Origin of the sequence: Pseudemcibacter aquimaris, from assembly GCF_028869115.1 — a bacterium.
GTDB lineage: Bacteria > Pseudomonadota > Alphaproteobacteria > Sphingomonadales > Emcibacteraceae > Pseudemcibacter > Pseudemcibacter aquimaris.
On the sequence record NZ_CP079800.1, the window covers coordinates 807,177 to 827,170 of the forward strand.

The 19,994-nt window shown below is 41.8% G+C and carries 20 protein-coding genes; 8 read left to right on the forward strand and 12 right to left on the reverse strand.

Features of this window, described 5'->3' with window-relative positions; all coding sequences use genetic code 11:
- Window positions 1-85: 85 nt before the first annotated feature.
- The gene (hisI, locus tag KW060_RS03870) at window positions 86-499 is read right to left on the reverse strand and encodes a phosphoribosyl-AMP cyclohydrolase (RefSeq protein WP_249035057.1); all 414 of its coding nucleotides are present in this window, start codon (window positions 497-499) and stop codon (window positions 86-88) included.
- 94 nt (window positions 500-593) lie between these two features.
- On the opposite strand from hisI, the gene KW060_RS03875 reads away from it, so the two are divergent.
- From KW060_RS03875 to KW060_RS03885, 3 genes are read left to right on the forward strand one after another with little or no spacing between them, the layout of a single operon-like run.
- On the forward strand, window positions 594-1,055 hold the full coding sequence (locus tag KW060_RS03875) for a transcriptional repressor (protein WP_249035058.1): 462 nt from the start codon (window positions 594-596) through the stop codon (window positions 1,053-1,055).
- 5 nt (window positions 1,056-1,060) lie between these two features.
- A complete protein-coding gene (gene znuC / locus KW060_RS03880) occupies window positions 1,061-1,840 on the forward strand; it encodes a zinc ABC transporter ATP-binding protein ZnuC (protein WP_249035059.1) in 780 nt (259 codons plus the stop codon).
- The gene (locus tag KW060_RS03885) at window positions 1,833-2,621 is read left to right on the forward strand and encodes an iron chelate uptake ABC transporter family permease subunit (RefSeq protein WP_249035060.1); all 789 of its coding nucleotides are present in this window, start codon (window positions 1,833-1,835) and stop codon (window positions 2,619-2,621) included. Before znuC ends, KW060_RS03885 begins: the two co-directional genes overlap by 8 nt.
- Here the strand turns inward: KW060_RS03885 and metC are convergent.
- Both metC and sseA read right to left on the reverse strand, forming a co-directional pair.
- Window positions 2,614-3,777 carry a cystathionine beta-lyase gene (gene metC / locus KW060_RS03890; protein WP_249035061.1) on the reverse strand — a complete coding sequence of 388 codons (1,164 nt, stop codon included), beginning with the start codon at window positions 3,775-3,777 and terminating at the stop codon, window positions 2,614-2,616. The genes KW060_RS03885 and metC overlap by 8 nt on opposite strands.
- A 2-nt stretch (window positions 3,778-3,779) precedes the next feature.
- On the reverse strand, window positions 3,780-4,622 hold the full coding sequence (gene sseA / locus KW060_RS03895; RefSeq protein ID WP_249035062.1) for a 3-mercaptopyruvate sulfurtransferase: 843 nt from the start codon (window positions 4,620-4,622) through the stop codon (window positions 3,780-3,782).
- A 130-nt stretch (window positions 4,623-4,752) separates the two neighbouring features.
- Here sseA and queF point away from each other — a divergent pair, with 130 nt between their 5' ends.
- Window positions 4,753-5,217, forward strand: coding sequence for a preQ(1) synthase (queF, locus tag KW060_RS03900; protein WP_249035063.1), 465 nt, complete (start codon window positions 4,753-4,755; stop codon window positions 5,215-5,217).
- 51 nt (window positions 5,218-5,268) lie between these two features.
- Here the strand turns inward: queF and KW060_RS03905 are convergent, their stop codons facing one another.
- From KW060_RS03905 to KW060_RS03940, 8 genes are all read right to left on the reverse strand, one after another.
- Window positions 5,269-6,843, reverse strand: a complete 1,575-nt coding sequence (locus KW060_RS03905) for a TRAP transporter large permease (protein ID WP_420833173.1) — start codon at window positions 6,841-6,843, stop codon at window positions 5,269-5,271.
- A 77-nt stretch (window positions 6,844-6,920) separates the two neighbouring features.
- Complete coding sequence (locus tag KW060_RS03910) at window positions 6,921-7,463, reverse strand: TRAP transporter small permease subunit (protein WP_249035065.1); 543 nt, start codon at window positions 7,461-7,463, stop codon at window positions 6,921-6,923.
- A gap of 53 nt (window positions 7,464-7,516) precedes the next feature.
- Entirely contained in the window at window positions 7,517-8,695 is a 1,179-nt protein-coding gene (locus KW060_RS03915) for a TRAP transporter substrate-binding protein (RefSeq protein WP_249035066.1), read from the reverse strand.
- A 113-nt stretch (window positions 8,696-8,808) separates the two neighbouring features.
- Complete coding sequence (locus KW060_RS03920) at window positions 8,809-9,591, reverse strand: arginyltransferase (protein ID WP_249035067.1); 783 nt, start codon at window positions 9,589-9,591, stop codon at window positions 8,809-8,811.
- 6 nt (window positions 9,592-9,597) lie between these two features.
- A complete protein-coding gene (locus KW060_RS03925; RefSeq protein ID WP_249035068.1) occupies window positions 9,598-11,439 on the reverse strand; it encodes an SLC13 family permease in 1,842 nt (613 codons plus the stop codon).
- Window positions 11,440-11,542: 103 nt separating this feature from the next.
- Window positions 11,543-13,399, reverse strand: a complete 1,857-nt coding sequence (locus tag KW060_RS03930; protein ID WP_249035069.1) for an SLC13 family permease — start codon at window positions 13,397-13,399, stop codon at window positions 11,543-11,545.
- Window positions 13,400-13,472: 73 nt separating this feature from the next.
- Window positions 13,473-14,345: a flagellar motor protein MotB gene (locus KW060_RS03935; RefSeq protein ID WP_249035070.1), complete on the reverse strand. Its 873-nt coding sequence runs from the start codon at window positions 14,343-14,345 to the stop codon at window positions 13,473-13,475.
- A gap of 86 nt (window positions 14,346-14,431) precedes the next feature.
- On the reverse strand, window positions 14,432-15,664 hold the full coding sequence (locus tag KW060_RS03940; protein WP_249035071.1) for a threonine ammonia-lyase: 1,233 nt from the start codon (window positions 15,662-15,664) through the stop codon (window positions 14,432-14,434).
- Between the two features lie 180 nt (window positions 15,665-15,844).
- Here KW060_RS03940 and motA point away from each other — a divergent pair, with 180 nt between their 5' ends.
- On the forward strand, window positions 15,845-16,720 hold the full coding sequence (motA, locus tag KW060_RS03945; protein ID WP_249035072.1) for a flagellar motor stator protein MotA: 876 nt from the start codon (window positions 15,845-15,847) through the stop codon (window positions 16,718-16,720).
- Window positions 16,721-16,769: 49 nt separating this feature from the next.
- Here motA and hemB read toward each other — a convergent pair whose 3' ends face one another.
- A complete protein-coding gene (gene hemB / locus KW060_RS03950) occupies window positions 16,770-17,762 on the reverse strand; it encodes a porphobilinogen synthase (protein WP_249035073.1) in 993 nt (330 codons plus the stop codon).
- A 131-nt stretch (window positions 17,763-17,893) separates the two neighbouring features.
- On the opposite strand from hemB, the gene KW060_RS03955 reads away from it, so the two are divergent.
- From KW060_RS03955 to KW060_RS03965, 3 genes are all read left to right on the forward strand, one after another.
- A complete protein-coding gene (locus KW060_RS03955; RefSeq protein ID WP_249035074.1) occupies window positions 17,894-18,409 on the forward strand; it encodes a MarR family winged helix-turn-helix transcriptional regulator in 516 nt (171 codons plus the stop codon).
- Between the two features lie 147 nt (window positions 18,410-18,556).
- Complete coding sequence (hemA, locus tag KW060_RS03960; protein WP_249035075.1) at window positions 18,557-19,777, forward strand: 5-aminolevulinate synthase; 1,221 nt, start codon at window positions 18,557-18,559, stop codon at window positions 19,775-19,777.
- Window positions 19,778-19,798: 21 nt separating this feature from the next.
- Complete coding sequence (locus KW060_RS03965) at window positions 19,799-19,984, forward strand: DUF6898 family protein (protein ID WP_249035076.1); 186 nt, start codon at window positions 19,799-19,801, stop codon at window positions 19,982-19,984.
- Window positions 19,985-19,994: the final 10 nt, after the last annotated feature.

Sequence of the window (19,994 nt, forward strand, 5' to 3'; positions counted from 1 at the left end):
ATCATTATTAATAAGAATCCATAATGATATTAATTATTAATATCAATAGAAAAATAAATTTTTTTAGGAAAGGGGGATTTAAGGGTTATTTTCCGTAGAGATCGTCTGGGCTTTTAAGTACGTCAGCAACGATTTTTATCTGGCCATCATTTGATACTTCTTCGAAAAAACAGCTACGACGACCTGTGTGGCAGGCAACACCGATTTGTTCAACAAAAAGTAAAATGGTATCGCGATCGCAATCAATTCGGAAATTTTTTAATGTCTGGATTTGACCGGAACTTTCGCCCTTTCGCCATAATTTACTGCGTGATCTGGAATAATAACAGACGCGACCTGTTTCAAGGGTTTCTTTAATGGCATCTTCATTCATCCAAGCCATCATTAATACTTCTTTCGAATCATGACTTTGGGCAATCGCAGGAATTAATCCTTGATCATTGAATTGAATTTCTTTTAACAATCGCTCTAATTGATTGTTATCTGTTGGTATTGCCATAATATTTCCTTGATGGCTTGATATTTTATAACGTACAGTGCAATATCATAAATTACTTCTCTATGGAATAGTAATAACAAGAAGAGAGAGACAAGTGTTAAAACATAAACATGATCATAATCATTGTATCGCGACAGCGCTTGAAGCCGCACAAAAAATTTGTGAAGAACGCGAAACAAGATTTACACCGCTACGCCGCCGTGTGTTAGAGCTGGTTTGGAGTAAACATGAACCAATTACAGCATATGAAGTATTGGATATGTTAAGTGAGGGGCAAAAGCGCGTTGCACCACCGACCGTTTATCGCGCACTTGATTTCCTAATCGAAGAAGGTTTTGTCCATAGGATCGAATCGCTTAATGCCTATGTTGGCTGTAGTGATCCTGAACATAAACATCAGGGCCACTTCATGATTTGTACAAAATGCAGTACTGTGACCGAAATGAATGAAAGAGCATTACATGATGTCATCGAAAAAGCGGCGCAGGAAAATGGATATAGTTACGATAATTCTATTCTTGAAATTGCGGGCGTTTGTGAAAACTGCAGGAATTAAATGATATGAGTGGCAATAAAAGCCCGCTTTTGAAATTATCGAACATTTGCAAAAGTTATCATAAAAATTTGGTGCTCGAGAATGTATCGTTTTCAGTTAATCGTGGGGAAACTGTAACTTTAATCGGACCAAATGGTGCGGGTAAAAGTACGCTAATGAAGATTTCCCTTGGTATTCTTGATGCCAGTTCTGGCGAAATTGATCGCGAAAACGGAATTTCCATTGGTTATATGCCACAAAAAATCATGGTGGATGATACGCTGCCATTAAGCGTTCGCGACTTTTTATATTTACGCCCGAAAACGACTTATGATGAAGTAATGGAAGCCCTTGAAACAGTTAGACTTTCAAGGCTCGCAGATCAACCGGTTCAAAGCGTTTCCGGTGGGGAAATGCAGCGTATTTTACTTGCGCGTGCGATCCTTGGAAAACCAGACCTGTTGGTGCTTGATGAACCCGTGCAGGGAATTGATATCATGGGGCAGCAGGAAATTTACGGATTGATTGCACAAATTCGTGATGAAACCGGGTGCGGCGTTCTTATGATTTCGCATGATCTTCATTTGGTGATGGCATCTACGGATCAGGTTCTATGTCTTAATCGTCATATTTGTTGTAGTGGGTCGCCGGAATTCGTGAAAGATAATCCTGAATATCACGCCATGATGGGCCGCCCCATGGAAGGGGTCGCAATTTATACCCATCATCATAATGAAGGGCATGATGAAAGACATCATGGTCATGCACACAATCATGAACATGGAGAAGGATGTAATCATGATTGATGAATTTATTTTAAATGCTTTGATTGCTGGTGTTCTTGTCGCCGTTACTGCTGCACCACTTGGGTGTTTCATGGTGTGGCGTAAAATGGCGTATTTTGGGGATACTGTCTCTCATTCCGCCTTGATGGGTGTTGCGCTTGGTATTGCTTTTGATACGGAAAATCCAATTGTGATGATTGGTACCTGTTCAGCGATTGCTTTATTTTTGCAATTTTTGCAACGAGACCGTCGTTTTTCCTCGGATACACTTCTTGGGATTTTGGCGCATAGTGCGCTTTCCATTGGTATTATACTAATTTCAATGATGGATAATTTCAGAACGGATATGATGTATTATCTGGTCGGGGATATTCTGGCGATTAGTGAAGAAAATATCTATACCATTGCCGGTGTAGGGGTGTTTTCAGCCATTTGTTTAAAGTTTATTTGGCGTGATTTGTTGTCGCTTACGGTTCATGAGGACCTTGCCCATACCGAAGGGGTTAAGGTTGAACGTATTAAGATCACCTATATGTTATTGATTGCTTTCCTTGTTGCTGTTGCGCTTAAAGTCATTGGTGTTCTATTAATCACTGCATTGATGATTATTCCGGCTGCTGCGGCCAGAACCATTTCGAAAACACCGTTACAGATGATTTTATTTTCTGCCATTGGCGGTGTTGTAGCTGTGGTGTCAGGCATTATGGCATCAAGTCAATGGGACGTACCAACAGGGCCGGCAATTGTATTATCGGCGACCGTTCTGTTCTTACTTGGCAGGTTTAAAAGAGCTGCTATTTAATAGCGTCAAAAGCTTTTTCCAGATCAGCGATCAAATCATCTGCATCTTCAAGACCAATATGCAGCCTGATTAGTGGTCCGTAATCATCCCATAAAGGAAGATCACGTTCTGCTTTTAGGTCGTAAAAGCTCATAGCAAGGCTTTCAAAGCCACCCCAGCTGAAGCCCATTTTAAATAGATTAAGAGTATCGAGAAACGTTGATATTTCCTTTTCGCTGCCTTGCTTAAGGGTAAAAGAAAATAATCCGTTTGAGCCGTTAAAATCACGCTTCCAAATCTCGTGACCGGGGCAATCTTTGAATGCCGGATGAAGGATAAGATCAACTTCATCACGTGTCTCTAACCACTTTGCAACTTTTAGGGCACTATTCTCGTGCTGCTTGATCCTTGTTTTTATTGTACGGATGCCGCGCATAGCAAGGTTAATATCATCCGGTGCTGCCGTTTGGCCCATATAATAACTATAGTCTTGTAATTGCGGCCATAGTTTCTCAGTGCAGGTTATGGTGCCAAGCATGGCGTCCGAATGACCGACGATATATTTCGTTGCGGCTTGTATCGAAAGATCGACACCATGATCATAGGGATTAAAATTAACCAGATTGCCGTATGTATTATCAATCATTAGGATGATGTCATTTTTCTTGGCCACTTTGGAAATCGCGGGGATATCTTGAATTTCCATGGTGATTGAACCGGGGCTTTCGGTAAAGATAACTTTGGTATTATCCTTGATTAAATCCTTTATCCCATCGCCGATCATTGGATCATAATATGTGGTTTCAATACCCATTTTTTTAAGCATTTTATTGCAGAAAGCGCGTGTCGGGCCGTAACAGGTATCAACCATCAAAAGATGATCACCGCTGCGTAAAAATGAAAGTAATGCTGCACTTACCGCGGCAATCCCACTTGGATAAACAAGACAGTCATGCCCGCCTTCAAGTTCCGTCATGGCATCGCGAAACGCAAAATGGGTTGGTGTACCGCGTCTTCCGTAAAACATGATTTTGTTTTTGAAGTTTTTAAGAGCGAATTTTAAATCTTTTACCGTATCAAATAGAATGGTTGAGGCATGATATACAGGCGGGTTTACAGCCTGTCCGGTCCATTTTTTATCACGTCCGGCATGGACAATTTTGGTATCTTTTTTCATTATTAAGTCTCTATCGGCGTGTCCAAACGGCAGCCCCATTCTGTCCATGATCCGTCATATAGTGCATTTTGTGTATGCCCAATTTGATGAAGTGCGAAAAGTAGAACGCAAGCAGTTACGCCACTGCCGCAACTTGTTACAATTGGTTTTTCAAGATCGACACCGGCATTTACAAAAGCGTTCTTTAAGTCATCCGGTGATTTATAAGTACCATTGTCGTTTAGTAAAGTATTAAACGGGACATTAAAGCTTCCCGGGATGTGGCCGGAACGGGATTCTGGCCTTGGTTCCGGTGCAGTGCCGTTAAAACGACCTGCAGCGCGTGCGTCGACGACTTGCTCATTACCACTATCAATATTGGCTTTAATATCATCAATATTGCGAATGCGGCTTTCGTCTTTCGTGGCGTTATAATGGCTGCTGGCATAGGCGACGATATCTTTATCCATTGGTCTTTCTTCAGCAAGCCATTTTTGTAATCCGCCATCAAGGATGGATACTTTATCATGGCCAAAGTTTTTAAACATGAACCAGCATCTGGCGGCGGTACTAAAATCGCTGTTGTCATATACGATGATATGGTCTGTTTCTTTAATACCTAACGTGCGTATGCGGCTCGACATTTTTTCATTGCTTGGCATCATATGTGGCAGGGAATTATCAAGATCAGCAATTTCATCAATATCAAAAAATAATGCATCAGGAATATGTGCTTCATTAAATTCTGCTAGCGCATTTCTATCAGAATTTGGAAGATGCCATGATGCATCCAATATTCTGACATTTTCATTGCATAGGTTTTCTTCTAGCCAACTCGTTGATACAAGTGATGGTGTTGATGACATATTTTTTCCCTTTAAATAAATTCACATTAAAATAGGTACAATGTGCCCTTTGGTCAACGATAAGCATATGTTGATGACAAAAATACTATTATAGATTATAGAGTGAGAAAAAATATTAAAGGCGTGAACAATGACAAAAGAAATATATGACGGATTATCACAGCTTGGTGGCGATACTGTTATGCCAACCAATCCAGACGAAGCAGTGTTGGAATATGTTCCAAATCCAAGGCCGAATAGTGATTATTTTGTACGCTTTACATGTCCGGAATTTACATCACTTTGTCCAGTAACTGGACAGCCTGATTTTGCACATATGGTCATTGATTATGTACCAGGCGACAGTCTTGTGGAAAGTAAATCGCTGAAACTTTATATGCATTCATTTAGAAATCATGCAGGTTTTCACGAGGACTGCACAGTTGGCATTGGTGAACGCCTTGTGAAAGAGATGCAACCGAAATGGCTACGCATTGGTGGATACTGGTATCCGCGTGGTGGTATTCCGATTGATGTGTTTTTCCAAACGGGGGAGCCACCGAAAGGTGTATGGATCCCTGATCAAGGGGTGCCGACGTACCGCGGCAGAGGATAAAATATTCAGATACAAAAAAGGAGGCTTTCGCCTCCTTTTTCTTTATGTCTTTTATAATCCGGTTCCGAATATGAGTTCCGGTAACCATGTGACTAATCCTTCGAAATTATAAAGGATCACGAGCGCAAGTACCTGTATCAGGATAAACGGCATCACACCTTTATAAATATCGGTTGTCTTAACTCTGTCTTCTGGTGCAACGCCACGAAGATAGAATAGTGCATAACCAAATGGTGGTGTCAGGAATGATGTCTGAAGGTTCATTGCCATCATAACACCAAGCCAAATCGGATTAATATCCATCAGGAACAGCACAGGTGCCACAATTGGAACCACCACAAACACGATCTGGATGAAATCAAGGAAGAAACCAAGAGCAAACATCACAAGCATCACCAGCACAAACGCACCAAGACGCCCGCCCGGCAGGTTCGTTAGAAACTCAGTGATATAATAATCGCCATTAAACCCAAGGAAGATCAGCGTAAAGAGCGCCGCACCAACCATGATGATGAAAATCATTGAACTTGTCTTTGCTGTCATTTGTACCACTTCGTGAATGACACGGTTACGGTAAACACGCATGAAGCTAACGAATAATCCCCAAACCATCGCAAGTAGCGTTGGGATGGAAACAGCAAAGGCAATATAATCCATTACAGGGATTTCTTCGCGTCCCATACGCAGGTCGAATAAACCACCAAGCAATAGAAGAAGGAAAATCGCGCCACCAGCCACAACAACTGGCATTGGATTGTCTTTGTCATTCTTGTAACCGGCCATAAGGATCGCACCAACAGCACCAAGGGCTGCTGCCTCAGTCGGTGTGGCGATACCGCCAAGGATCGAACCAAGCACAGCCACCACCAAAATAATTGGCGGAAGAAATGCTGCTAGAACAGGCTTAAGATCAATTTTTTCATTGCTATCAACTGTTGGTGGACACGCTTTCGGGAAGAATACAGCGACCAACACCTGATAAAGAATATAAAGTAATACAAGACCAAGACCAGGGATCAAGGCGCCGGCAAATAAGTCACCCACTGAAAGTGGCGTCGGTGCAAAGTTACCTTGTGCAAGCTGGGATGCTTGCCATGCAGATGATAATTGGTCACCAAGCAGTACAAGCACGATTGATGGTGGAATAATCTGTCCAAGCGTACCGGCGGCAGCGATGCCGCCTGTTGCCACAGCAGGACTATATCCTTTGTTGAGCATAGTCGGTAGCGCCATAAGGCCCATAATGACCACTGTTGCACCCACGATGCCGGTTGACGCCGCAAGAAGCGCACCCACGATCGTTACGGAAATACCAAGACCACCTTTAATGCGGCCCATAAGCTGGCCCATACTTTCAAGCAAATCTTCTGCGATCTGTGATCTTTCAAGCATCACGCCCATAAACACGAACAGGGGAACGGCCATCATAACCACGTTGGTCATGGTGCCGTAAATCCGTTGCGGTACCCCACCAATGATGGACATATCAAATATGCCAAAGGCATAACCAAGTCCGGCAAATATCACTGAAATACCCGGAAGGGTAAAGGCAACCGGATAACCCACAAGTAACGATCCACATGCCAAAAGGAACATGACGGAACAAAGAAGCAAATCAAGCGGCATACCGAATAATTCACTTAGCCAGATACCAATAAGTACAAAATCGATCTGTAGGCCAATAAGAGATAAATCTAAAATCATTACACGCCCTCCGTCAGTTGTTCTTCGACGAGGTGTTCACGACCCGTGATAATCAATAATGAATGAAGCGAAATTGAAACACCTTGTAAGAAGGTGCTTGCTACAAAAAGAAGGATCATGGATTTAAGGATATAAACAATATGAAGCCCACTGGTTTCAATTGATCCTTCCATAATGCCCCATGATTGTGACACAAATGGCCATGCATAAACGCCGATGAAAATCAAAACCGGAAACAGAATGATGAGAGAGCCAAGTAAATTAATCCAGGCTTTCTTTTTTTCATTCAGTTTACTGTAAATGATATCAACGCGTACGTGACCGTTATGTAGTAATGTGTATCCTGCTGCCCCCAAAAATAACAGAGAATGCATATAAGTTAGACTTTCCTGTACAGCGATACTGCCTTCTGAATAAAGGTAGTTGATCATCACGATCCCAAACTGTACGAGTACTAGCCCAAGTGCTGACCATGCTGTAATCTTGCCGATTATTTCATTCATGGCGTCAATTGCGCGGGCGAATTTTGCAATTCCTTCCATTGGCTTTTGCTCCCGTTGGTTAATCCCTATTTATTATTTTGTGATTAGGCTCTTTACAGAGCCTGACCAAATTTATCCGATAGACGACGGGCGGCAAAATACGGCTCGTCAGCAACGCCATTCCATTCTTTAACCTCGGACAAGGTTGCCATATAGCTGTTATAGATGCGTGTGGAAAGGTCATCAGTTCTTCCCATGTCGGCCGCGATATCGGCCGCTACATCGGCAAGCGCTTTCATGACTTCCTGCGGGAATTGTCTTAGTTGTACACCATGATCATTCACCAGTTGGCGAAGCGCGTTTGCGTTACGGGCATTAAATTCCGCGAGTGAACGGGCATAATGCATTTCTGCCAATGCTTCGATGACTTTACGTTCTGAATCATCAAGTTCATTCCATACATCAAGGTTCCAACCCGCACAAACAGACGCACTTGGTTCATGGTATGCTGATGTATAGTAATATTCTGCAACCTGATGGAAACCAAGGGCCAGATCGTTCCATGGGCCGATCCATTCTGTCGCGTCAATGTTACCTTGTGATAGGGATAAGAAGATCTCACCACCTGGAAGTGTTACTGGCGTGCCGCCCATGCGGGTGATAATCTCGCCACCAAAGCCCGGAATACGCATTTTAAGACCTTGGAAATCTTCGACGGAATTGATTTCTTTATTAAACCATCCGCCCATCTGCATTCCTGTGGCGTTACAAAGCATTGGTTTAACATTAAATCCAGCGGCTAGCTCATCCCAAAGTTCTTGTCCGCCACCATACTGAAGCCATTGTGTCATTTCAGTTGCTGATAATCCAAATGGTACAGCGCCAAAGAAATTGAACATAATATGCTTACCTTGCCAGTAATAATCTGGGCCATGGTAAATGTCGGCGTTTCCTTGTGATACCGCATCAAACGCTTGAAGGGCAGGAACCATTTCATCCGCCGCATATACACGAATTCTAATGCGGCCATTTGTCGCTATTTCAATATCTCTTGCGAATTCTTCCGCGCGAGTACCTAAACCCGGGAAGTTTTTCGGCCATGTCGTAACCATTTTAAGGTCGATTGATGGTCTGCTATTGCCCCCTGTTGCTGTGCTTGAAGATGCACCAGCGTTTTTATAAGTGCCAGAATTTGGATCAACTGGGCTTGGACTACAGGCTGCAACAGCGCCTGCGGCAAGGGTGCCCGCCCCTAGTGAAGCGGATTTTTTTAGAAATGAACGACGTTCCATGAGTAGGCCTTAATTTTGTTTGAGATTAATATATTTTGTAATAGTTATAATGTACGGTTTACTTATTATGATGCCGATTGTCAAATTTAATGGCCTCTTTGCGTTGCTCTTGCTTATTTTACGAGCTGCCAACCTTCTGAAATTAAAATTTCGAGCGGTTTGAAATTTTCTTTGTAACCCATTTTCTTACTGTTTTTAACGAGATAGCCAAGATAGATGTAATCCAAACCACGGGATTCAGCCAGATATATATGATTTAAGACGATACACACGCCAAGGCTGCGTTTGTTATATTCTTCAGAAATATCAAAGAAACTGTAAACCATTGAAAGCGAATCTTCGAGCACATCGGTTAAGGCCGCCCCAACCAAATGTCCATCGGGAAGCCTGTATTCCACAATCATTGTGCTGATGGGGCTGCTTTCCACCATATCTTTATATTCTTCAAAACTGATTTCTGACATGCCACCATCAGAATGCCTGCTGGTGATATATTTTTTTAATAGTGAATATTGTTCTTCTGTTGCGATATTTGGTCTGATGGAAATGATTAGGTCTTTATTTTTATTCTGTACTCTTTTTTGGCTTTTGCTGGGGTTAAAAAGAACAATTGGAATGCGTACAGATTTACATTCATGACATGTCTGGCAAGCCGGTCTATAGGCGATATCCTGACTTCGGCGAAACCCAACGAGTGCTAGTGATTGATGTAGCGCTTCCGCGCTTTCACGTGTGTCATCCGGGCCAGCATGCATCATAATCGCATCTTTGTCATATGCCAGCGGTGGCCCGACCAGTTCTGTGAAAATCTTACGTTCTGTTCTTCCCTCAAGGTAAGGGCACGGCGAAGGAGCCGTAACATAGAATTTTGGAAAATGTGCCGATTGATCAGTCATATTTAATTAAATACCATAATACCAAGGTGCAAAAAAGCTATAACTGACCCAAAGTAATAAGATTAGCGGGATACCGACCTTCATATAATCTGCGAATTTATAATTTCCGGGGGCAAGTACCAATAGGTTGGTTTGATATCCCATTGGCGTTGCAAATGAACTGTTGGCGGCAAAAATGACGGTAGTGACAAATATATAAGGATCAATTCCGACTTCGTGTGCGACACTAACGGCGATGGGCGTGAATAATATGGCAGTTGCATTGTTGCTTAAGATATTGGTCATAAAGGCTATCAGTAAATAAAATGCGCTCAATATTACGGCAGGGCTGCTTCCTTCAATAAGCTGAACTAAGTTCATGGCAATGTACATGGCGCCGCCGGTTGCCTGTAGAGCAGTGCCCATGGCAAGAGCAGCGCCAATTAGTAAGAATATTTTTCGTTCAATCGCGCTAGATGCGTTTCTGATCGTGATGCAATCGGAAAGGATCATTAAAAATGCGGCTATAAATGCAGCTGTAGACGTGGGCAAAATTCCTGTCGTTGCACATAAAACGAATGCCGCAAATATGGATAATGCCTTCCATCTATCGGCTTTATAAGGAATTTCTTCAAGGGACCATTCAAGTGGAATTAGATTTTTATCTAGTTTCAATGCCTGAATATCAAGAAAACTACCTGTTACTAATAACTTGTCACCGGCTTTTAATCGTATGCGCATGATTTCTGATCTACTCATGCGGCTACGGCGTTCTATGCCTATGATTTTACTGCCGCCTGTGAAATAATTGCTGGTTTGATCAAGATAGGTACCATCCAGTTTTGAATAGGGGGGAATGATGACCTCGGCGATACGTTGACCACGGATTAGGTTATTTGAATAATCCGCATTGTTACCAAACATATTTACATCAGAAAAAAGTATATTATCCTCTACGACCATCCGTTTTAACGCGTTTCTTGTCGTTGCAATAAGGACATGATCACCCTTGTTAAGCGTAATATCATCAAAGGGGGGGTAAAATTCTTGCCTGTCTTTCTTCACCATTTGAATGGTCATAGTGTCAATATTTGGAAACATACCCGCTTTTGATTTTTTGCCGATTAATGAATTTCCTTCTGTCAGAATTAAATGGATCAGAAAATGTTTACCTGTTTGTTTGGCTTCTTGATCAGAATTATCGTTGTTTTTTGGTAATAGAAAAGGCGCAAAAATAGTTAAATATATAAAACCCATAAGCGCCAGAAAACTACCCGGTATGACAAAATCAAAGAATTCGAGGGGGCTTCCTGATAGGTTCTCATAAGAACTAGAAACAAGTAAATTTGTACTTGATCCAATTAATGTCGTCATGCCGCCAAGAATGGCCGCATAACTTAAGGGGATAAGATAAAGCGATGGTGATTTTTTAAGCCTATTTATCAGTGAAATCATAATTGGGATAAAGATAACAACAACAGGTGTGTCATTTAAAAATGCACTAACCACCACCACGATTAACAGAGTAAAAAACAAAATCAAATTTGGTCTTTTTCGGCCATAAATAAGTAAGATTTTGACTGGCCTGTCGAAAGCACCGGTTTTTACCAAACCTTGCCCAACAACAAGTAAGGACAATATTGTAATTAATGCCGGGTCGGCGAAACCCGCAAGCAGTTCACGGGTGCCTAAAATAATGTCGCCATTTGAAGAATATAAAGGGAAAAATTGAAATAGAAAAAGAAGGGACGCAATTATGCCTAATGACGTAAGTTCCATTGGCACTTTTTCCATAACATAAGAAATAATGCCAAATGTAATGATGGCAAAGGCCAACCACATGTGAATATTTGTTTCAATTTCGCCCATACGCTACCCACTTGTTATACATACATTGTGAGCTCTAAACGTATTTCCTCTCTATCGCTAGATATTCAGAATAGCATATTTAGGGGTGTTTTACCAAATCCGGTTAAATTCCAAAGTACCATGGGGCAAAGAATGTGTAACAAATCCATAGCAACAAAATAAGCGGTACGCCGACCTTTAAAAAGTCGGAAAATTTGTAATTCCCGGGCGCAAGAACAAGTAAATTTGTCTGATATCCCATTGGTGTGGCAAATGAACAATTGGCCGCAAATATGACGACTGTAATAAATATAAACGGATCAACACCAAGTTCCTGTGCCACATTCACGGCAATGGGGGTAAAAAGAACGGCCGTCGCATTGTTACTAAGAATATTGGTAAGAAAAGCAATCAGCAGGAAAAATGCCGATAACACGACCATAGTGCTGGCCCCATCAAGCAGATCAAGCATCGCCATGGCAAGATATGATGCGCCCCCCGTCATTTGTAACGATGTTCCCATGGCAAGTGCGGCACCAATAAGCATGAATATATTACGGTCAATGGCGTGTGCCGCTTTTCGGACGTTCAGACATCCTGTGATAATCATTGCAAAAGCACCAAGGGTTGCGGCAATAGCAATGGGCATAAGACCGCCGGAAGCAAGAACAACAACCCCTAGGAAAATACCTAATGCTTTCCACATGTCGGCCATGATTGGAATTTCTTTTACCGACCATTCAAGCAGCATAACATCGTTATTTAACCTTAAGGATTGAATTTGGTTCTGGTTGCCCAGTACAAGTAGTGTGTCGTTTGCTTCTATTCTGATATCATTTAAAGACGTTCTGTTCATGCGACTGCGTCGTTGAACGCCAAGAATTTTACAACCGCCCTGTAATACAAAACCTGCTTGCGCAAGTGTTCTGCCGTCAAGCCTGGATTTAGGGGCGACGATGACTTCAACCAATGTTTGGCCACGTGATAATGTTGTTTTTTGATCAGCATCATCATCAAGATCAACAAGTGGCTGATTTTTAACGTCCGCCAGCAACATTGGGTCTTTGGTGATTTTTTCTGTAAGGGATTTTCTCGTGGTGGCAATAACAATTTGATCTCCCTTTTCAAGGGTAATGTCATCAAACGGCGGTAAAAAACATTCTGTCCCACGGTTAATCATCTGAACTGTCAAACCCGCCAGCGTAGGGAACATGCCTGCAACCGCCTTTTTACCGATCAGCGAATTTCCATCAGTCAGGTCAATTTGCACAATGAATTGCTTACCTGTGATTTGCATTTCAGTGTTACTGGATGATCTGTCACTTGGTAATATGCGCGGTGCGATAAACAGAACATATAGAAAGCCGATGGTGGCAAGGAATAAACCGGGTACGGCAAAATCGAAAAAGCCAAGCGCATCACCGCCAATTGATTCGTATGAACCGGCAACAAGCAGGTTGGTACTGGATCCAATTAGTGTGGTCATACCGCCTAGGATCGCGACAAAGCTTAATGGCATTAAATAAAGGGAAGGGGACTTCCCAAGATTTTCAACAAGCGTAATCATGATCGGAATAAAAATTACGACAACAGGCGTGTTATTTAAAAAGGCACTGATCACCATCACTGTAATGAGTGATAAAACAAGAATTGTAATGGGATAATCATTTCCAAGGCGCACTAAGACTTTAACCGGGCTATCAAGCGCCCCCGTTTCAACCATTCCATGGCCAACGACGAGCAGCGCCAGAATGGTAATAAGTGCGGGATCAGCAAAGCCGGAAAGCAGCATTTTCGTATTTAAAAGAAGCTCGCCATCCGCACCAGTTAACGGCATCGCATGGAAAAGCACCAGTAATGATGAAATGATGCCCAAGGAAGTGATTTCCATGGGAAATTTATCAAGAATATAAAAGAAAATACCAACCGCGATTATTGCGAATGTAAACCACATTTGTAATGATGGTTCCAAAACTTCCATGGCCCGTCCCTATTGTTTTTTTCAATAGTATCAGGAGAGTTTTTTAAAAAACAAGATTGATTTTAAACTAATATCATAAATTAGTTGGAAGAATCGGTGCTTCACGGATAACCAGAATGGTAATTCTGCGGTTTTCAGGTCTTTCCGGTCTATCCGGGAGAAGTGGTTCAGTATGCGCTTTACCGACAATTTCTGCAAAACGGTCAGCAGAAACGCCCGAGCTATTCATAACGCGGCGTGCCGTATGGGCGCGGTCCGAACTTAATTCCCAGTTGCTGTAAGTTGCGCCAGCACGATAACCAACCGAATCTGTATGTCCGCTGATGGAAATACGGTTCGGTAGTTCATTCACCTTACCTGAAATATGCGCAAGCATTCGTTCTGCATATGAATATAGTTCGGCCGTATCATTTCTGAACATGGATCTGTTGTCTTGGTCAACCAACTGGATACGCATGCCATCTTCGGTAACGTCGATAAGGACCTGATCTTGAAGCTCTGAAAGCTCAGCACTTTGTTGAATGCTTAAATTCATTTCAGCAGCCATATCTTCGAACGCTTCCTGTTCGCGGTTTGCCATCATTTCTTCAAATGATTCTTCGTCGACAGGGACTTCAACCTCTTCTTCAATAACGGCTGTTTGTTCAGGAATAGCTGCGGTGACAGCGCCGATTGCATCGTCTTGTTGCGTAATGGAAATCCCGCCAAATACACCGTCACCACCTGCGGCAGACTGTGTCGCGGCTGTGGTTGGTGAGAAATAGTCAGAAAGCCCTTCTTTTTGTTCTTTTGATGTTGAATTCAAAAGCCAAAGAAGCAGGAAGAAAGCCATCATTGCCGTTACGAAGTCAGCATAGGCAACTTTCCAAGCGCCACCATGGGCACCGCCATCAACCTTTTTGATCCGTTTAACAATTATCGGACGTTGTTGCTGATCATCTGACATTTATAACCTGTTCTTTTTATCATTATTTGACCGTATAATGACCGATGATGGTTAATTAAGTCTTATCAAAAGGACAAATAATTGATTTACATATCAATATTGCGATTTACAGACACAACAAAACCTTCCTGACGAAGTTCATCAAGAATATCCTGCAGATGATTTGAATCACGGGTTTCCAATGTTATGTTTGAATATGTTTCCTTGGCTGGTAATTCTGTAAATAAACGGTGATGCGATACATCAATAATGTTGCCGCCCTTGTCACCGATGATTGACGAAATTATTGATAACGCACCCGGAACGTCCGGTAATTCAATTCGTAATCTGGTAATTCTGCCGTCACGCACAAGTCCGCGCATTAAGATAGAAGCTAGTAAGCGTGTATCAATATTACCGCCAGTAACAATCAAACCGACTTTTTTGCCTTTAAAGATTTCAGGATAACGAATTAAGGCGGCAAGCGGGCATGCGCCGGCACCCTCAGATACAGTTTTCTCTATAGTGAGTAACATACCAAGGGCTGTTTCAATTTCTTCTTCACTGACCAAAAGGATGTCATCAACTTGTTTTTTACAAACCTCTAATGTTTTTACACCGATGTTTTTAACGGCGATCCCTTCGGCAAGGGTTGAACCTTGTGGTTTATATTCTTCATCATGCATTGCACGGTAAAGGGACGGAAATCTTTCTGACTGAACACCAATGACCTTGATATTTGGATTAATCGCTTTAGCGGCAGTGGCAATGCCTGCAATCAAGCCGCCGCCGCCAACTGGCACAACAAGTACCTCGAGATCAGGAACATCTTCAAGAATTTCCAGTGCAATGGTGCCTTGTCCTGCCATTACGTGGTAATCATCAAATGGATGAACGACGGTAAAACCTTCTTTTTCAGCAATTTTTAGAGCTTCTTCAGCAGTTTCATCAAATCTTTCACCGACTTGAACTACAGTTGCACCAAGTTCCTGAGTGTTGCTGATTTTTACAAAAGGGGTGCCAAGTGGCATCGCAATTGTTGTTGGAATACCAAGACGCGTACCATGATAGGCAACACCTTGCGCATGATTGCCCGCACTTGCGGCTATAACGCCGGATTTTTTCTGTTCGTCAGATAAATTCAGCAATTTGTTAAGTGCACCGCGCTCTTTAAATGATGCAGTAAATTGCCTGTTTTCATTCTTTATATATACATCAGCCCCTGTAATTTTAGATAATGTAATCGCATGACTGGTTGGGGTATGTTTAATGGCGCCGGCAAAACCTTGTTCTGCCTTTTTTACATCCTCAAGTGTTAAATCGTTTAGTTCATTAGTCATTTTCTTATTACCTAATTAGGGTTAGTGCGCTTTATTTAATGTCTTGATATATTGCTTTATCGCAGAAATGTCCAAAAAATATTAATTAGATAAAATTTTATTTTTTTTCATGGCATTAAAACTTGTTTAAGGAAATCGAACTATAAGTATGGTTAACTTAATAAATATAAGGGTTTTGGAATGTTAATTATCGTAGGTATATTGGTTACCTTAGGAATGGTTTTTGGAGGATACATCCTTGCTGGGGGTGCTATGGAACCCATTCTATACGCCTTGCCGATTGAAGGCATGATGATTGGGGGAGCTGGTTTAGGATCATTCCTGACAGGAAATGGCGGTTCAATTCTTAAAAAAGCTGGATCTGGTCTCGGGAAAGCATTTAAAGGGCCAAAATGGAACGCTGATGATTATAAAGATATTTTATGTCTTTTGTTTATGATTTCCAAATTGATTAAAACCAAAGGCGTTATTGCGCTGGAAGCACACATTGAAAACCCTCAAGAAAGTAAAATTTTCAATCATGTTGGGCGTGTTAAAGATGACCATCATATTACGGATTTTATCTGCGATTATTTCCGCATGACAACAATGAACTTTGATGACCCACATCAATTTGAAGATGTAATGCTTAAGGACCTGGAAAAACATCATCACGAAGAAAGTGAAGGCGCACATGCACTCGCCATCCTTGGTGAAGCATTCCCAGCCCTTGGGATTGTGGCGGCGGTGCTAGGTATCGTGAAAACAATGGGTGCAATTAACGAACCAGTTGATGTCCTTGGCGGCATGATCGGTAGTGCGCTTGTTGGTACATTCCTTGGTATCTTGGTATCCTATACAATGGCCAGTCCGCTCGCGTCACGTTTGCAGCAAATTATTGACGAAGAAGGTCATGTGTATGATGTGATGAAAGATTTTATCATTGCTCATCTACAAGGCAATGCACCGCAGATTGCGTCTGAAATCGCACGCCGTGCAGTACCGCATGATTTCCAACCGTCATTTTATGAGCTTGATGAAGTTCTGCAAGAAATACCAAATGATGTCTTTGCATAAATTGAATTAAATGAACAAAAGAAAATGCCCGCTTAATGCGGGCATTTTTTTATCTGTTTAGAATTTTTGCAACATCGGGTGCAAAATAGGTCCAGATGCCGCTGGCGCCGGCACGTTTAAAGGCCAGCAAGCTTTCCATCATGGTTTTTTCAAGATCAAGCCAACCATTTCCGGCTGCGGCATGGATCATGGCATATTCACCACTGACCTGATAAGCATATGTTGGAAATTTAAATTCGGTTGTTACTCTTTCGATGATGTCAAGATACGGCATGCCCGGTTTAACGATAATGCTATCTGCGCCTTCTGCAATATCCATGGATACTTCACGCATGGCTTCATCCGTATTGGCAGGGTCCATCTGGTATGTTTCCTTACCACCTTTTAGATTGTTTGTTGAACCAACGGCATCGCGAAATGGGCCATAAAAGGCAGAAGCATATTTGGCAGAATAAGCCATAATGCCAACATTTGGCATCTTTTTTGTTTCAAGCATATCACGAATGGAAACAATCCTGCCGTCCATCATATCAGATGGGGCCAGAATATCGCATCCTGCCTGCGCTTGCATAAGTGATTGATTGACAAGGGCTTCGATGGTCAGGTCATTGTCGATATATCCGTCCCTAATCAAGCCATCTTGACCGTGACTGGTATAGGGATCAAGGGCAACATCGCAAATCACACCGATATCAGGCACTTGTGATTTGATAGCGCGTACAGTTCGACAAACAAGATTGTCCGGGTTTACGCCTTCGTAACCGTCTTCCGTTTTCTTATCCGCGGGGGTTTGCGGGAAAATGGCAATAGCGGGAATGCCCAACTCTTTTGCTTTGGCGGCTTGTTCGACAATAAGATCAATTGTCCATCTTTTTACATTTGGCATTGATGAAATGTCGGAGGACTGATTTTCGCCTTCCTGCACAAACAATGGCCAGATCAGGTCATTTACTGAAAGTGAATTTTCACGTACCAGATTTCTGGTCCATGCGGATTGTCTGTTTCTTCTTGGGCGACTGTTTGGATATGAACCGATTATCATGATTTTGGCTCCTAATGCTTTTTTTAAGCAATTTAAATGTTTGTAAACACATTTTTAACAGCTTGTTAGGTATGTTGTTATATAACCTATGCAAATAAAGCAAAATATTTTTTAAAATACGGGATACTAGAATGTCACTAACTCATCATAGTAGCAACCTTATTGGTGGCCATGAAACACAAGAATCAAGGACACGCCATAATTTTCTTGAATGTTTGAGACTTATCGAAAGACTGCACAGAAGAATGCTTGATATTGTTAAGCATCGCCTTGATACAAAAGGCTTAAGTGATATTAATTCAGTGCAGGCACTATTGCTTTATAATATTGGTGACCATGAAATTACAGCAGGTGATTTAAGGAACCGTGGTTATTATTTGGGGTCAAACGTGTCTTATAACCTAAAAAAGCTAGTTGAAGCGGGCTATATCAGGCAGGAACGTTCCGAGCATGACAGACGTGCATTAAGAATTTGGTTAAGCGATAGCGGTAAATCAGTATGTAATCTTGTGGGTGAATTGTTTGATGAAAACCTAAACATGGTAAAAGATCAAAAGTTATTTACAGATCAAGGCGTTAATGAACTTCGTGATAGACTTCGTTCGCTTGAAAGCTTCTGGACGGATATGCTGCGATTCTCTGAATAAACAGAATAAAAGCAATTAATTAAATTATTTGCGATCACAAATTACATATTTATTGGCTCAAATACCGTTTTATTGTAAAATTTCGCTTCCTTTGTATGCCAAACTAAGGTAGGACAAGGGCGAAGTGAATCGTGTGGAATTTTTATAATGGATTATGACCGTATATTTTCGGATGCAATAGCGAACATCAAGGACGAGGGCCGTTACCGTGTCTTTATGGACATTGAACGTAAAAACGGTGATTTTCCGAAGGCAACATGGCATTCAGAAAAGGGTGAAAAAGATATTACTGTTTGGTGCAGTAATGATTATCTTGGTATGGGTCAACATCCTGATGTGATTAAAGCCATGAAAGATGCCATCGATAAGGTTGGTACTGGTTCTGGCGGTACACGTAACATCAGTGGTACCCATCATTATCATGTGATGCTTGAAAATGAGCTGGCCGACCTTCACGGTAAGGAAGCTGGCCTATTGTTCACATCAGGTTATATTTCCAATGAAACATCAATTTCCACAATTGCAAGAATGCTTCCTGGCTGCATTATTTATTCTGATGAACTAAATCATTCATCAATGATTAATGGTGTACTTCATGGAAAATGCGAAAAACGTATTTTCAAACATAACTGTGTTGAACATCTGGAAGAATTGATAAAAGCCGACGATCCGGCAGCGCCGAAAATTATCCTTTTTGAATCTGTTTATTCTATGGATGGTGATTTTGCCCCGATCGAGGAATTCTGTGATCTTGCTGATAAATATAACTGTATGACTTATATGGATGAGGTACATGCTGTTGGTATGTATGGCCCACGCGGTGGCGGTGTTGCAGAAGAGCGCGGCTTAATGGACCGTGTTGATATAATCGAAGGAACACTTGGTAAGGCATATGGTCTTATGGGTGGTTATATTACAGCGACACGCGATATTGTTGATAGCGTGCGTAGTTTTGCGCCAGGATTTATTTTTACAACATCACTATCACCGGCGATTACTGCGGGTGCACTTGCAAGTGTACGTCATTTGAAAAAATCTACGGCTGAACGTGAACGTCATCAGGAACGTGCAGCAACACTTAAGCAAATGATGCGTGATGCGAATTTACCAGTAATGCCTTCACTTAGTCATATTGTTCCTCTTTTGGTTGGTGATCCGATTATCTGTAAGCAGGCATCTGATATGTTGCTTGAGGAATATGGTATCTATGTACAACCGATTAATTTCCCGACAGTGCCGCGTGGTACGGAACGACTTCGTTTTGCGCCAAATCCTCTTCATGATGATGCAATGATGGATCATTTGGTACAATCACTTAAAAAAGTTTGGCAGAAACTGGATATCGATAAATACTCCAGCGCTGCATAAGGATTTAAACAGGAATACGCAATGAGTAATAATGAGGGCTTTATCATTGAATTCATTGCGATGGGGAATACAGTAAAAGTGACCTGTGTTGATCCACGTGATGGACGTGAGGTATCTACCATTGGTCCCGCGAACGCACCAAGATCGCAACTTACCCAAGCCGCAATCCGTAAAATGAAATATGTGATTGAGAAAGAAAAATCATAAAATAATTTTA

Coding starts and splice junctions, on each gene's coding strand:
- sseA (WP_249035062.1), bottom strand. CDS start 4,622: ATGTCATCAACACCATCACTTGTATCAACGAGTTGGCTAGAAGAAAAC.
- KW060_RS03925 (WP_249035068.1), bottom strand. CDS start 11,439: ATGGGCGAAATTGAAACAAATATTCACATGTGGTTGGCCTTTGCCATC.
- KW060_RS03905 (WP_420833173.1), bottom strand. CDS start 6,843: ATGCCGCTTGATTTGCTTCTTTGTTCCGTCATGTTCCTTTTGGCATGT.
- KW060_RS03910 (WP_249035065.1), bottom strand. CDS start 7,463: ATGGAAGGAATTGCAAAATTCGCCCGCGCAATTGACGCCATGAATGAA.
- KW060_RS03965 (WP_249035076.1), top strand. CDS start 19,799: ATGAGTAATAATGAGGGCTTTATCATTGAATTCATTGCGATGGGGAAT.
- KW060_RS03885 (WP_249035060.1), top strand. CDS start 1,833: ATGATTGATGAATTTATTTTAAATGCTTTGATTGCTGGTGTTCTTGTC.
- hemB (WP_249035073.1), bottom strand. CDS start 17,762: ATGATAATCGGTTCATATCCAAACAGTCGCCCAAGAAGAAACAGACAA.
- znuC (WP_249035059.1), top strand. CDS start 1,061: ATGAGTGGCAATAAAAGCCCGCTTTTGAAATTATCGAACATTTGCAAA.
- queF (WP_249035063.1), top strand. CDS start 4,753: ATGACAAAAGAAATATATGACGGATTATCACAGCTTGGTGGCGATACT.
- hemA (WP_249035075.1), top strand. CDS start 18,557: ATGGATTATGACCGTATATTTTCGGATGCAATAGCGAACATCAAGGAC.
- metC (WP_249035061.1), bottom strand. CDS start 3,777: ATGAAAAAAGATACCAAAATTGTCCATGCCGGACGTGATAAAAAATGG.
- hisI (WP_249035057.1), bottom strand. CDS start 499: ATGGCAATACCAACAGATAACAATCAATTAGAGCGATTGTTAAAAGAA.
- KW060_RS03920 (WP_249035067.1), bottom strand. CDS start 9,591: ATGACTGATCAATCGGCACATTTTCCAAAATTCTATGTTACGGCTCCT.
- KW060_RS03955 (WP_249035074.1), top strand. CDS start 17,894: ATGTCACTAACTCATCATAGTAGCAACCTTATTGGTGGCCATGAAACA.
- KW060_RS03915 (WP_249035066.1), bottom strand. CDS start 8,695: ATGGAACGTCGTTCATTTCTAAAAAAATCCGCTTCACTAGGGGCGGGC.
- KW060_RS03930 (WP_249035069.1), bottom strand. CDS start 13,399: ATGGAAGTTTTGGAACCATCATTACAAATGTGGTTTACATTCGCAATA.
- KW060_RS03940 (WP_249035071.1), bottom strand. CDS start 15,664: ATGACTAATGAACTAAACGATTTAACACTTGAGGATGTAAAAAAGGCA.
- motA (WP_249035072.1), top strand. CDS start 15,845: ATGTTAATTATCGTAGGTATATTGGTTACCTTAGGAATGGTTTTTGGA.
- KW060_RS03935 (WP_249035070.1), bottom strand. CDS start 14,345: ATGTCAGATGATCAGCAACAACGTCCGATAATTGTTAAACGGATCAAA.